12 protein-coding genes are annotated in these 14,226 nt (G+C 45.2%); 7 read left to right on the top strand and 5 right to left on the bottom strand.

Annotation, left to right across the window (positions count from 1 at the left end):
* The first annotated feature begins 205 nt into the window (after window positions 1-205).
* From guaB to SCB77_RS20155, 4 genes are all read left to right on the top strand, one after another.
* Window positions 206-1,681 (top strand): IMP dehydrogenase, encoded by a 1,476-nt coding sequence (gene guaB, locus SCB77_RS20140; protein ID WP_320183798.1) that lies wholly within the window; start codon window positions 206-208, stop codon window positions 1,679-1,681.
* A gap of 96 nt (window positions 1,682-1,777) precedes the next feature.
* Window positions 1,778-1,897 (top strand): 30S ribosomal protein THX, encoded by a 120-nt coding sequence (locus tag SCB77_RS20145; RefSeq protein ID WP_320183799.1) that lies wholly within the window; start codon window positions 1,778-1,780, stop codon window positions 1,895-1,897.
* A gap of 238 nt (window positions 1,898-2,135) precedes the next feature.
* The gene (locus tag SCB77_RS20150) at window positions 2,136-2,624 is read left to right on the top strand and encodes a hypothetical protein (protein ID WP_320183800.1); all 489 of its coding nucleotides are present in this window, start codon (window positions 2,136-2,138) and stop codon (window positions 2,622-2,624) included.
* A gap of 37 nt (window positions 2,625-2,661) precedes the next feature.
* Window positions 2,662-2,961, top strand: coding sequence for a hypothetical protein (locus SCB77_RS20155; protein WP_320183801.1), 300 nt, complete (start codon window positions 2,662-2,664; stop codon window positions 2,959-2,961).
* Between the two features lie 648 nt (window positions 2,962-3,609).
* On the opposite strand, the gene SCB77_RS20160 is transcribed toward SCB77_RS20155, so the two are convergent.
* The 4 genes from SCB77_RS20160 to SCB77_RS20175 form a co-directional block, all read right to left on the bottom strand.
* Complete coding sequence (locus tag SCB77_RS20160) at window positions 3,610-3,903, bottom strand: hypothetical protein (protein ID WP_320186641.1); 294 nt, start codon at window positions 3,901-3,903, stop codon at window positions 3,610-3,612.
* A gap of 121 nt (window positions 3,904-4,024) precedes the next feature.
* Entirely contained in the window at window positions 4,025-5,224 is a 1,200-nt protein-coding gene (locus tag SCB77_RS20165) for a pyridoxal phosphate-dependent aminotransferase (protein ID WP_320183802.1), read from the bottom strand.
* Window positions 5,225-5,364: 140 nt separating this feature from the next.
* Complete coding sequence (locus SCB77_RS20170) at window positions 5,365-5,739, bottom strand: DUF1573 domain-containing protein (protein WP_320183803.1); 375 nt, start codon at window positions 5,737-5,739, stop codon at window positions 5,365-5,367.
* Window positions 5,740-5,854: 115 nt separating this feature from the next.
* The gene (locus SCB77_RS20175) at window positions 5,855-6,817 is read right to left on the bottom strand and encodes a KpsF/GutQ family sugar-phosphate isomerase (RefSeq protein ID WP_380935547.1); all 963 of its coding nucleotides are present in this window, start codon (window positions 6,815-6,817) and stop codon (window positions 5,855-5,857) included.
* A 100-nt stretch (window positions 6,818-6,917) separates the two neighbouring features.
* On the opposite strand from SCB77_RS20175, the gene recQ reads away from it, so the two are divergent.
* On the top strand, window positions 6,918-9,107 hold the full coding sequence (recQ, locus tag SCB77_RS20180; RefSeq protein WP_320183805.1) for a DNA helicase RecQ: 2,190 nt from the start codon (window positions 6,918-6,920) through the stop codon (window positions 9,105-9,107).
* Window positions 9,108-9,122: 15 nt separating this feature from the next.
* A complete protein-coding gene (gene kdsA / locus SCB77_RS20185; protein WP_320183806.1) occupies window positions 9,123-9,938 on the top strand; it encodes a 3-deoxy-8-phosphooctulonate synthase in 816 nt (271 codons plus the stop codon).
* Between the two features lie 90 nt (window positions 9,939-10,028).
* Here the strand turns inward: kdsA and SCB77_RS20190 are convergent, their stop codons facing one another.
* On the bottom strand, window positions 10,029-10,469 hold the full coding sequence (locus SCB77_RS20190; RefSeq protein ID WP_320183807.1) for a DoxX family protein: 441 nt from the start codon (window positions 10,467-10,469) through the stop codon (window positions 10,029-10,031).
* A 581-nt stretch (window positions 10,470-11,050) separates the two neighbouring features.
* On the opposite strand from SCB77_RS20190, the gene SCB77_RS20195 reads away from it, so the two are divergent.
* A complete protein-coding gene (locus SCB77_RS20195; protein ID WP_320183808.1) occupies window positions 11,051-14,212 on the top strand; it encodes a SusC/RagA family TonB-linked outer membrane protein in 3,162 nt (1,053 codons plus the stop codon).
* Window positions 14,213-14,226: the final 14 nt, after the last annotated feature.

Here is a 14,226-nt window from a genome sequence, read left to right on the forward strand (position 1 = left end):
TCCATATGCCATCGACTTTCGATAGCGCATTTGGCATCTCTTTGCAAATAGTTTGCCAAATTTGCGCTGCCGCCCGGTAAAAAAGGAATCCTCATGCTATTTTAATCTGAATGTCATCCTTTGATAAAAAAGTATTATTTTTTGATAAATTCCAGGAAATATGTAAATTTGCCTGGCAAATAGAAACTCCAAAGATATTTGCCATATGCAATTAGATCCACAAAAATTTGTAGCTGAAGGTCTCACATACGACGACGTTTTGCTTATCCCAGGTTATTCAGAAATTCTTCCACGCGACGTTGACACAAGCACACAACTGACTCGTAAGATACGGTTGAACATCCCTTTGGTGTCCGCAGCTATGGACACCGTAACAGGCGCCGATTTGGCTATTGCCATAGCACAGGCGGGCGGAATCGGGATGTTGCACAAAAACATGACGATTGACGAGCAGGCCGCAGAAGTGCGTAAGGTTAAACGCTCGGAAAGTGGTATGATTCAAGATCCCGTTACCCTATTGGAAGGATCTACCGTAGGTGATGCTTTTAAGATTATGAAAGATCACAAAATTGGTGGTATTCCGATCGTGAGTGAAGTGGGAAAACTGGTTGGGATTGTTACAAACCGCGATCTACGTTTTCAAAAAGATATGTCAAAACCCATTAATGAGTTGATGACGAAAACCAATTTAGTAGTAGCGCCGGAAGGAACAGATTTGATTCAAGCAGAGGAGATTTTGCAGAACCAAAAAATTGAGAAACTTCCTGTCGTTGACAGCGAAGGCTACCTGAAAGGACTTATTACCTTTAAAGATATTCAGAAATATAAACATTATCCCAATGCTGCAAAGGATAGCCATGGACGCCTGCTTGTCGGTGCTGCTGTGGGGGTGACTGGTGATACACTGGAACGTGTTGCTGCTTTGGTAAAGGCCGGCGTTGATGTGGTGACCATCGATACGGCTCATGGTCATTCCAAAGGTGTGGTGGATAAATTGAAGGAAGTAAAAGCGGCCTATCCGGAGTTGCAGGTTATCGTGGGTAACATCGCAACAGGTGCTGCCGCGAAGATGCTGGCTGAAGCAGGTGCCGACGCAGTGAAAGTGGGTATTGGACCAGGCTCGATCTGTACGACTCGTATCATTGCTGGTGTAGGGGTGCCACAGCTATATGCTGTTTACGAAGTTGCCAAAGCCTTGAAAGGTACAGGTGTGCCACTTATTGCCGATGGTGGTATCAAGCAAACAGGAGATATCGCGAAAGCGATCGCCGCTGGTGCAGATACTATTATGGCGGGCTCTTTGTTTGCCGGAGTAGAGGAAGCGCCAGGCGAAACCATTATTTACGAAGGACGTAAGTTTAAATCCTACCGCGGAATGGGTTCCCTAGAGGCTATGGAAAAAGGTTCTAAAGACCGTTATTTCCAAGATGTCGAAGACGATATTAAGAAATTGGTACCGGAAGGTATCGTAGGCCGGGTGCCGTATAAAGGGACTTTGGCCGAGGTGGTTTACCAATACATTGGTGGTTTGCGCGCATCAATGGGTTACTGTGGTGCACCTACTGTCGAGCGTCTAAAAGATGCGCAATTTGTTCGTATCACCGGAGCAGGATTGCGCGAGTCGCATCCGCACAACATCTCCATTACGAAGGAAGCACCGAACTACAACAGCCGCGGCTAGGGATTGTTAAAATCCCTTTATCCTTTGCTATTGCAATATTTTGTTATTAAATTGCTGTTAAGTAATTGATAATTATAAATTTTAAACAGTAGCATTATGGGAAAAGGCGATAAAAAAACACGTAAAGGGAAAATTATAATTGGATCTCACGGCAAGAAAAGGCCGAAAAATGGACCACGAGTAACTATTAAAAAGACGCAGGAAGAAGCGTCATAAAAAAATCCCCGATCGCGATTTTGTGCTCGGGGATTTCTTTTTATGATCTACCCATATGGTCGTTAGGTAGACCCGTTAAAGCAGACTAGCGCTAAAGCGATCATTATCCAATAAACGGGATACCGTTTCGTATGATTTGGTTTCTTAGGTTAAGTGATAGATATCGTCGAAATATGGGCTAGTTGCTGCTTTTTGATATGTTAAGGTTTACAAAACTCCTTTTAAAATCACCTATGTTATGAATATCATCAGATTGTTCGTGATCGCGGCACTACTTTTAGCAAGTAACCAACTGTATGCACAACACGCTAAATTGTTAAAAGGGAAGGGATATAAAGGTTTTGTCTTTCCAAAAGAATACGCTGTTTGGGGCTTTCCTCCAGAAAACGGGCGTTATACGCCGAGTTCAGAGGATATTGAAAATGCAGAGGAAATCTTGGCGAATAGTATGAATACGGCTTACATGCTTAATAAGCAGAAGCAATATAAGCATCCACCGATCAATAGAAAAACACTCAAAAGATATATTCGACAATATGTAGGGCATGTATTGCCAGATTCTAGCGCCGTTGTTGAAATATTTCTTCACAGAGGACTGGATATGAATGATGAGGACTTCGCTAGAGATGTACTTCATGTACTGGACGGGGGCGCCAATCATTGGTATATTCGAGTGAACCTTTCTAAAAAGGAGGTATCTGATATGGCGGTGAATGGGATAAGCTAAAGAATGAGTCAAATAATGTATATTTTTCAATCTCGTAATGGTTAAAAAAAAACATTCGATAAAACCGGTTAACGAGATAGCAGCCTTTAGAAGACAATTCGCTATAGTAGGTGCAAAGCTATCAATAGTTACAGGATCTTACGTCCGTAATTTGATAGATTCCGAAGGGGCCTATCTGTATCGTCAATTACCTGGAGTAGCTTTAAATTCAGGTATGCATTTGGGAGTGGTTGATGCATTACTTAAACAGAATAATGCACGAGGGATTTATTCAGAAATACTCCATCCGGATACCGCTGCGCAATTATATAGAAATCATTTTCGTAATTCGGCTTAGATCATCGTCAGATAAGGAGGCTTAGTTAGAGAAGATATTTGTTTACATAAATACTATTAGCTATGAAAATATCGGTTGTGTTCGTAACATTTTGCACCTTAGTTTGCTCGGCGGTGTTATACTCCTGTGGCACGCTTGGAAACAAAAGTTTACATCTTGATAACCATACCTATTCCACGGGACATTTAGGTATGCTTGGTGAGGCAACTATGCGCTTCCGTGAAAATAAGTACTTTGTTTATCGAAATCATTCACCATACGTATTCTCCGAGGGGGAGTTTAGCTGGATTGGGAGAGACTCTATCTTACTCAGGTCATATCCTAAAGAGTTAGACAGTACAGGTATGTATTACGAGAAGAATAGAGGGTTCTATTCTAATCTGTCTGGAAAAAAAATTAAGGTAACTAAGAGAAAATTGTATTTTATCAGTTCGATTTTTTATCTGAAAAAATGAGTTTTATCTCTACAGCTATAAATGATTGAATTGAAGGTTTGAAATGCCATCCCCATTTGTATTGATGTGCGTTTTGTTTATATACTGATCGACGGAGGAGGTACTTAGGTACCCGTGCAATTATACGGGTATAGAAAAGGGCATTCCAATGAGAAATGCCCTTTTTTAGTCTGCTAAAACTTACGTTAGTCTGCTATTTAAGATTATTGATAGCTTCCTGCTCGCGTAATTTTTCGACGTTGTTTTTCTCGCCGAATTCTTCCGTTTTTTCTTGGAAAGAATCCAATATAGCTTTGATTGCGTCAGCGTTGTCGGCGGTACGTTGGTAAATGTCCGGTATTTTGGACTCGATGGTTTTATCACCCAGTTCGATATTGTCCACTTCGATTTTACCAATTTTTTCTAAAACAGCCTGCTGGCTATTTCTTACATCTTCCAGCTCTCTGGTAATCTTTGCCATAAGGTCAAATTTCTTCAGTTTGTCCATAGTCTTCATTTTGTTTTAGTACTGATAATAAAACGTATGGAAAAAGAAATTGTTTTAAAAAAAGCGATAAGGTAAACCTCATCGCTTATATTTTAGGGATCGCGGCGAAAGCAGTAGGGGCTTATAAGCTACGTCCGGGGTATGATTTCAATCCTTCGGCGATACAAGCGAGTGCCGCTTGTAGGTCTTCCTGTTTTAACACATACGCCATGCGCACCTGGTTATATCCGGCACCTTCACTGCTGTAAAATCCAGTTGCCGGCGCCATCATCACGGTTTCGTTATTATACGAAAACTCTTCAAGCATCCATTGGCAAAAACGATCGGCATTATCTATCGGGAATTTGGCTACCACGTAAAAAGCACCACCCGGGTTCGGACAAAATACACCCTCGATGGCGTTAAGTCCATCCACCAAAGTATCGCGGCGTGCGGTGTATTCCTTGGAAACGGCTTCAAAGTAGCTGTCTGGTGTGTCCACAGCCGCTTCGCTCGCCAGTTGACCTTCTAAAGAAGGGCTCAGTCGGGCCTGCGCAAATTTTAATGCCGTTTGGTAAAGCTCGCGATTTTTGGTGATCAAGCAGCCTATGCGGGCACCGCAGGCAGAATACCTTTTGGATACCGTATCGAATACCACGACATGCTCTTCCAGTCCTTCGAGATGCATGGGCGAAATAAACTCGCGTCCATCATAGCAGAATTCGCGATAGGCCTCATCGGAGAAGAGGTAGAGATCGTGTTTCAAGCAAAGGTCGCGCAAGGCTTCCAGTTCTTCACGCGAATAAAGATATCCCGTGGGGTTATTGGGGTTACAAATCGCAATTGCCTTTGTTTTTTCGGTAATCAATTTCTCAAATTCTGCAATAGGAGGAAGTGCAAAACCGTTTTCTATGTACGACATGATGGGGGTGACCACGATATCGGCCGCACAGGCAAATCCGTTGTAGTTGGCGTAGAAAGGTTCCGGGATGATAACTTCTTCGCCAGGGTTTAAGCAGGCCTGCATAGCGATGGTAATGGCCTCCGAGCCACCGTTGGTTACCAAGATATCTACGGGGGTGAGGTTATAGTTTAGCTTGTTGTAATATTCTGCCAGTTTGGCGCGGTAGGATGCCGTACCTTCAGAGGCCGTGTAGGCCCACACCTTGAAGTCAATACCTTTTAAGGCATTCAACATACCTTCCGGCGTTTCAATATCTGGTTGACCGATATTGAGGTGGTAAATTTTCTTGCCATCTTTCTTCGCCTGATCAGCAAAGGGCGTTAGCTTTCTAATCGGCGAAGCAGGCATTGCTATACCTTTGTTCGATATCTTTGGCATCGTAGACTAATTTGTTTATGTGCTGCAAAAATAAGAAAAAGAAAATGCTAGCAACGAGATTGGAGGTAAAGTTTTTAATGCAATGCGCACAAAAAAAGCCATCGCGAGGATGGCTTTTATCGTAAAAAAGTATTTAATCGTTATTCAACACTACCTTTTACCGTCAATGTTTTTACCGGAGTCTTCGTGTTCGACTTCACCGTAAATTGTTTGGTAAATGGACCTTTCGCTGCTGCGTTGTAGGTTACGGTAATGGTACCAGCTTCACCTGGTTTGATAGGTGTTTTGGTAAATTCAGCTACTGAACATCCACATGAAGGCTTTACCTCTGAAATGATGATCGGCGCATCACCTGCATTGCTAAATTTAAAATCGTAAGTAGCAGGCTTATTCTGCGGAATGTTGCCATAGTCATGGGTTTCCTTCTCAAATTTGAATTCTCCGATGGCTGTGGCCATAGCGGTAAATCCTATAATCGCTACAAATACGGCTAATATTCCTAATGTCTTTTTCATTTTTCGTTTTCTTTAGTATAGATACCTAATCCAATCAAAATACAAGCCAAAATTACAAATTAACAGCGCGTTATCGCCCCGTTTTGGCTAAATAAACAAAAATATTACAGAAAGTCTAGATAATGCCCTCTTTCAAAAGGTCTTGCAAGTGTACGATACCGCGATACTTGCCGTCTTCCACCACGAGCAGTTGGGAGATGTTGTCCTGACGCATGCGGTGCAGGGCTTCTACGGCGAGCTCTTGACGATCGATGGTTTTAGGTGCTTTGGCCATGATGTCGCTTGCTTTTAGTCCGGTGAGGTCTTCGTGCTTCTCTAACATGCGGCGGATATCGCCATCGGTTATGATACCCAGCAGCTCATCGTTATCGATAACAGCTGTTGCACCAAGACGGTGTTTGGTGATGGTGATGATGACCTCACGGATATTGGCGTTGGGAGCCAGCTCCGGTTTGCCATTATTGTCGGATAAGTCCGCCACACGCAGGTACAGCTGTTTGCCGAGAGCGCCACCGGGATGGTATTTGGCAAAGTCGCGATCCGAGAACTGTCGACACGTTTGTAAAGCTACCGCTAAGGCATCGCCCATAGCCAGCTGGGCCGTGGTGCTTGTTGTCGGCGCCAAGTTATTGGGGCATGCTTCCCTTTCGACAGTCGTATCTAGGATATGGTCGGCCTGCTGTGCAAGGAAGGAGTTGAGGTTGCCCACCATGGCAACGAGCGTGTTACCGGTTTGTTTTAAAAAAGGAACAAGCACCTTTATTTCCGGCGTATTTCCACTTTTTGATAGGGCGATGATAAGATCTTCCGGTTGGATAATACCCAAGTCGCCGTGGATGGCGTCGGCGGCATGCATAAAGATGGCGGGCGTGCCGGTAGAGTTAAATGTGGCCACCATTTTCTGTGCGATGATGGCACTTTTTCCGATGCCCGTCACGATCACGCGACCCTGTAAATTCAATATTCTGTTCGTTACGTCAACAAAATCCTGATCGATAGTTTGGGTCAAATGTTGTATGGCCGCAGCTTCCAGTTGCAGCGTCTCCACCGCGTTCTTTTTAATATCGATGTTGTGTATCACAGAAAAAATATCTAATTTTATATTACGAAACTACAAAAGTAAGTTATTTAAGACGCATTAAAGTCACAGGTCCATCTAATTTTTTGTTCTACAGTCAATGGAAATAGAAAAATCACTATTTGACAATTTGCAGGAATTTTTCGGCTTCGATACATTCAAAGGTGATCAGGAAGCTATCATAACAAACATCCTTAACAAGAAAGATACGTTTGTTATTATGCCTACTGGTGGAGGGAAATCAATCTGTTATCAATTACCCGCTTTGATGAGCGAGGGTACCGCAATCGTTATTTCTCCGTTGATTGCCTTGATGAAAAATCAAGTCGATCAATTACGGGCATTTGGCGGCAATGAGAGCATTGCTCACTTTCTTAATTCATCGCTCAATAAGAGCGAAATCACTAAGGTGAAGCAGGATGTGACCGATGGGAAAACGAAGTTGCTTTATGTGGCTCCCGAATCGTTGGCGAAAGAAGAAAATACGCAGTTCTTGCGGCAGATTAAGGTATCTTTTGTTGCGGTGGACGAGGCACACTGTATCTCGGAGTGGGGGCATGACTTCCGACCAGAATACCGTAAGATTCGTCAGGTTATCAACGGCATTGGGGAAGGTATTCCTATCATTGCCTTGACAGCAACGGCCACACCGAAGGTGCAATCCGACATCCGTAAAAATTTGCAGATGAACGATGCCACCCTGTTCAAATCGTCTTTTAACCGATCCAACTTGTACTACGAGGTGCGTACCAAGAAGAATGTTGTGAAAGAGATCGTGAAGTTCATTCGTGCGAATGCAGGCAAGACTGGTATTATTTACTGTTTGAGTCGCAAGAAGGTGGAGGAGATTGCTGAAGTTTTAAATATTAACGGGATCAAGGCGCTGCCCTACCATGCAGGGCTAGATGCCAAGACAAGGGCCGATACACAGGATAAGTTTCTGATGGAAGATGTGCAGGTCATCGTGGCGACGATAGCTTTTGGTATGGGTATCGATAAGCCGGATGTGCGCTATGTGATCCACCACGACATTCCGAAGTCTATGGAAGGTTATTACCAAGAGACAGGGCGTGCGGGGCGCGATGGTGGCGAAGGCTACTGCTTGGCCTTCTATTCGGAAAAGGATGTCGAGAAGCTTACAAAATTTATGAAGGATAAGCCGGTTTCGGAACGGGAAATTGGTACACAGATATTAAAAGAGGTGATCGACTATTCGGAATCCTCGGTTTGCCGTAGGAAGCAGATATTGCACTATTTCGGCGAGCAATTTGACGAAACCGGCTGCAACAGCATGTGCGACAATTGCCGCACGCAGAAAACACAGTTTGATGCTGAAGAATCGCTGTTGGAGGTGCTTGGTTTTGTGAAGGAACAGGGAGACAAATTCGACGATCACCACATTATCAATGTGATGATTGGGCAAAACAACCAACCCATATCGGCCTACAAGCATGATACACATCCTTTGTTTGGTAAGGGTAAGGAGAAGGGCGTAAACTATTGGAAATCATTGATCCGGCAAGCGGAGCTTAACGGATTTATGAAGAAGGATATCGACCATTATGGGCTACTGATATTGACGGAGAGCGGAAAGAAATATTTGGCCAATCCTTATGCCATCAAATTTATCTTGAACCGGCCGATGGAAAAATCGGATGATGAGCTGGGGGATGATATTGGTGCAGGCGCCGGAGCATTGGATACCGAACTGTTGAAGATGTTGAAGGAGCTTCGAAAAAAACTGGCCAAGCAAAAATCGCTGCCGCCTTTTGTAATTTTTCAGGATCCGTCGTTGGATGAGATGTGTACGCACTATCCGGTAAGCTTGGATGAGCTGAAGCAGATTCAAGGGGTAGGAGCCGGCAAGGCCACGAAATTTGGTGTTCCTTTCGTGGAAATGATCAAGAAGTATGTGGATGATAACGACATCGACCGTCCGCAGGATATGGTGGTGAAAAGTACCGCAAACAAATCGGCGTTGAAGGTTTCCATTATCCAAAATATAGACCGTAAAATTGGTCTAGACGATATTGCTTCGTCGAAGGGTATCAGTTATGAAGATCTGCTGAAAGAAGTGGAATCAATCGTAAACTCGGGTACCAAGCTCAATATTGGCTATTTTGTGGACGAAATGATCGATCGTGACCGTCAGGATGAGGTGTACGACTATTTCCGATCTGCCGAGGTAGATTCCATTAAGGAAGCTTTGGCCGAGCTTGGCGAGGAAGATTACACGTTTGAAGATGTGCAGTTGATGCGGATCAAGTTCATGTCAGAATTAGGAAATTAATTACCAATAGATTATATGATTCAACAGTATTTGCCGGGCATAAAGAATGCTGATTCTAAACAGTTTTTTTTGATGGCCGGCCCTTGCGCCATAGAGGGGGAGGAGATTGCTTTGCGTATTGCGGAGCGCATTGTCACGATAACCGATAAGTTTAATATTCCGTATATCTTTAAAGGTTCCTACCGCAAAGCAAACCGCTCTCGGGTGGATTCGTTCACCGGTATTGGCGACGAAAAGGCACTTAAAGTATTGGAGAAAGTAGGGAAGACTTTCGGTGTACCTACCGTAACGGATATTCATGAAAGCCATGAAGCCGCTATGGCCGCGGCCTATGTCGATGTGTTGCAGATCCCGGCATTTTTGTGTCGCCAAACAGAGCTGCTAGTAGCGGCAGCAGAGACCGGCAAAGTGGTGAATATCAAAAAAGGACAATTTCTTTCGGCTGGATCCATGCAGTTTGCCGTGGATAAAGTGAAAGACTCAGGCAATGATAAGGTGTTTTTGACCGACCGCGGGAACTCTTTTGGCTACCAAGACTTGATTGTCGATTTTCGGGGTATCCCAGAAATGCGTGCTTTTGAGGTTCCGACGATTATGGATTGTACGCATTCCCTGCAACAGCCCAACCAAACCTCGGGTGTGACAGGCGGTAAGCCGGCGCTTATTGAAACGATTGCTAAGGCAGCTATTGCCGTAGGCGCTGATGGTTTATTTATCGAAACACATCCTGATCCGGCCAATGCAAAATCCGACGGCGCTAATATGCTCCACTTGGATTTGTTGGAAGGACTACTGGAGAAGTTGGTTCGCGTGCGCGAAGCTATTCTTTAAGATACAGCAATAGAAAATTTAAAATGCCCGCGATCGCGGGCATTTTGCTTTCAACAAATTTTTATAGCCGAATGGCACTTATCTAAAAGCTTATCGGGAGCCGAGCCCTGCGCGATTTTTTCTAATGTTTGGCGGGATGGCTCCCATGCTCCATAATGCCCAATAGATCAAGACAGGCTGAAAGAATAGCCTAGTCAAGCGTGCGGTATCGGAATCAAGTCCAAAGGCGTCACGATGGTTCAGGTATTGGGCAATGTTGCCCGGAAATACGAGAACGAAAAAGATAGCCAAGAGCCAGGGGATCGATCGGCTGCGGTGTCCCGCAAAAATAACCAAAAGTCCTAAACCAATTTCTACAACGCCTGAGAGTACCACGACGCGATCCTTATCCATCGGCAACCAATCAGGAACCTGCGCACGAAAGGCCCTTCGCGCAAAGGTAAGATGTGCAATGCCGGCAAACAGCATGAAAGTACCCAGCAACAGCCGCGCTCCATGCTTAACCATACCCAATTTATTCGTTCTTGCCATAATGCTTATGTTCTACGATGTCCCTTCAGTAGAACGGAATGGGATCAACTATGTTTGTTTATTGACTGATTTTTTGCTAGCCTGTCTCTTCTTTTAGCTAAGTATTGCTATGCGATGCAAGGGCTACCTACAGTAAAAAATAAAATCTACAAAAAAGGTAGACTTTATTTAAAACTATTTTTATATTTGCCGTATCCTTACCATATCATATGGAACGATACAAACTATACAAGTAATCAATTGGCGTTGGCACTTGTCATTATTTACCCTTAAACAACTCAAATCCATGAAGGCATTTCGCGTAGATGCGTATTTTTTACCTACATTTCTCTCAGTCCCTGTCTGTGGACAAAAAACATTTAGTATTCGCTTCACTCGGACACAAGTAAGCGCCATGTTAAACGCTCCCATGCGGATGGTTAACACCGTGCTTTGGATGTTTTCGTCTGCAATTTCCGTCGTTCGGGACATACAATAATCAAGACTTCCTAACTATCCTTATTAATCGAGGAAAGCCGGTCTGTCATCATTGTTAAGGATGACAGCTGGTTTTCTATTACCCAACCACAAAAACTATTCTAATGAAAAAAAATAGCATATGCTACTATCTTTATGCGCTGCTGTTGGTTTTATGGCTCCCGTATGTGCAGGGGCAGGAGCAAGCAAAGCCTATTATCAACGCGGTGCTGAGCGGCACGGTGATCGATGCAACGACTAAACTGCCTTTGACCGGCGCATCGCTTAGCTTGCAAGCCGTTACGCATACTGTGACGACGGATAAATTTGGTCGTTTTCAATTTGTTACCGGACAGAAGCTGCCATTTACCGTCACTATTTCCTTTGTAGGTTACGAAACCAGAACGATCACCGTGGAGCAGTCGCCTGCGGTACTTGAGCTACAGGCCTCCGAAAATACCTTGGAAGAAACGGTAGTCGTAGGATACACAACGGCGAAAAAGTCTAGCTATACCGGTTCTGTGGCGACCGTTGGCGCCAAGGAGCTGGATAGATTGCAGATCACAACCATTGGTAAGGCTCTACAGGGGAGCGTGCCCGGGCTGCAGTCTATCGCCGCGTCGGGACAGCCGGGAGCAGATGCAGATATTTTTATCCGTGGTGTAGGCTCGGTAAATGCGTCTACGGCGCCGCTCTATGTTGTCGACGGTATCCCGGGAGCCAATCCAAATAATCTAAATCCAAAAGATATCCTTTCCATCTCGGTCTTGAAGGATGCCACGGCTAGTGCACTATATGGTTCGCGAGGTGCGAATGGCGTTATTGTGGTCAGCACAAAATCTGGGGATCTTAATGCAAAAACCGCAATTAACTTTTCTGCAAATTATGGATTCACCGGTAGAGCAGTGGCCGATTACGACTACCTATCGCCGCAGGATTACTACGAGTTGCAATGGGAGGCGATACGCAATACGCAATTGGATCAAGGCAAGGCCGCTGATGTGGCCGCTCAATATGCGACAGACTACCTAGTAGATGGCGCACTGAAGGTTAATATTTATGGGCCGGCGTATCCTAAACCCGTTGGGCTTGACGGCAAGCTGCTGGCGGGAGCCACGCCACTGTGGAACGACGATTGGGGAAAAGCGATAGCACGCACAGGCGTCCGCCAGCAGTATGACCTGAGCGCAAGCGGTGGAAGTGCAAACACACGCTACTATTTTTCAGGCGGCTACCTCAACGAGCAGGGCTGGATACGCACATCGGAATTTGAACGCTATAACTTCCGTACAAATGTGCAATCAACCGTAAACAGTTGGTTTGAGATCGGCGCCAATGTCTCCCTCTCGTCCGGCGCACAACGTTCGCCCAACCAAAGTGATAGCAACACCGGTAATTATGCTAATTTTCAGCGGCTCATCTCGAATATATATCCGGTTTACGAACGGAACCCCGATGGCAGTTATGTGCTGGATGAAGATGGGGGGCGGAAATGGGATTACGGCTTATGGCGACCTACCACGGCAGCAAGTGGATCCAACATCTTGGGAAGTGCAGAGCATGCTATTTCGGGAACAAAAAACGACGCGGTCTTGCTGGGAACAAATTTCAAAATCTCTTTTCTTAAGAACCTCTACCTGCGCAGTACGGCAAATGTGGATTATAGAGCATCGAGTTCGCACAGTTATTCGCATTCCTACTACAGCACAGGTGTGATTGCGGAAGGGGCGGGATCGGCAAGCAGAAGCGCGAGTCGTGCACTGAACTACACCGTGAACAGTTTCTTGAACTACGAGCTTAATCTGCTTGATAAGCATAACTTCTCGGTGTTGCTGGGGCCGGAAGTTTATGTGGAAAACCGATCGTCTCTATCGGGCAGCCGTACTGGCTTTCAAGTGCTTGGCAAAACGGAGCCTTCGGCAGGCACCTTGAGCGGTGTGTTTAATGGTACCTCGGAAGATTATCGCCTTTCCAGCTGGCTGTCTCAGTTAAACTATAATTTTTTGGGTCGTTACCATTTCTCGAGTAGTTATCGTCGGGATGGATCGTCTCGCTTCAGCAAGCAATCGCGCTGGGGCGACTTTTGGTCTGTTGGTGCTGCCTGGAATGTCAAAAAGGAGGCGTTCTTGACCAATGTTTCCGCTGTAAACAACCTGAATTTGCGTGCCAGCTATGGTGCACAGGGCAATGATAAGGTGGGCAATTTTGCCTACGGCGGTTTCTACTCCATTTATAACAGTTTGGATATGCTCGGGCTGTTGCCTTCTGATCTACCTACGCCGAATTTGAAGTGGGAAACAAACCTGAACCTGAATGTGGGTGCCGATGTGGCACTATTCAATAATAGGTTGATCGCGCAGATCGACTTCTTTGATCGACGGTCTAAAGATTTACTTTTTCTAAAACCTCTTTCTCCATCGACGGGATACAGCGGCATCAATGCCAATATCGGATCGTTGAGCAATCGAGGAATAGATGGGCAGATTACGGGTGTCGCTATACGCAACAAAGATTTCCGCTGGACGGTAACCGCAAACTTTGGACACTACAAGAATAGGATTACCAAGTTGCCGCAAGAAGAAATATTGACCGGCTCCATAGGTCAATACGGTAATACCAAGAAGATGGTTGAAGGAGGCTCTATCTATGATTTCTACATCAAGGAGTGGGCCGGTGTAGATCAGGAGACCGGTAAGGCCACTTGGTATAAGGATGAACTGGATGCGGAAGGTCGCGTGACGGGACGAACTACCACGGCAAACCAAACCGAAGCGACGCCTTATTTCCAAGGGAGTTCGCTGCCCGACCTGTATGGCGGCTTAAGCAATACATTCAACTATAAAGGCCTTGAGCTATCTTTTCTGTTCTCCTATAACCTAGGCGGCAAAATCTTCGATGGGGATCAACCTATGGTGATGCATGTAGGTTCAGCACCGGGGCGTGCTTGGTCAACGGAGGCGCTGAACCGCTGGACACCGGAAAATACGGATACCGACTTTCCGCGCCTGTCTTACGTGTCGGATCCTTGGAACACGATTCCATCCACGCGGTTTCTGTATGATGCTACCTACGCCCGGCTCAAAAATATCAACTTAAGCTATGCTCTTCCGCGAGAGCTGGTAAACCGTTGGTCGCTGGCCGATGTACGCCTACGCTTCGTTGGCGAAAATTTGCTGACCTTATATGCGCACAAGGGTCTAGATCCCGAGCAAACGGTTGATGGTACCACCTATTACCGCTATCCGGCGCAAAGAGCTTACTCTTTTGTTTTGAATGTGTCCTTTTAATTTAATTAAAATTC

The sequence above is a fragment of the Sphingobacterium bambusae genome, from assembly GCF_033955345.1.
In the GTDB taxonomy this organism is placed as follows: Bacteria; Bacteroidota; Bacteroidia; order Sphingobacteriales; family Sphingobacteriaceae; genus Sphingobacterium; species Sphingobacterium bambusae.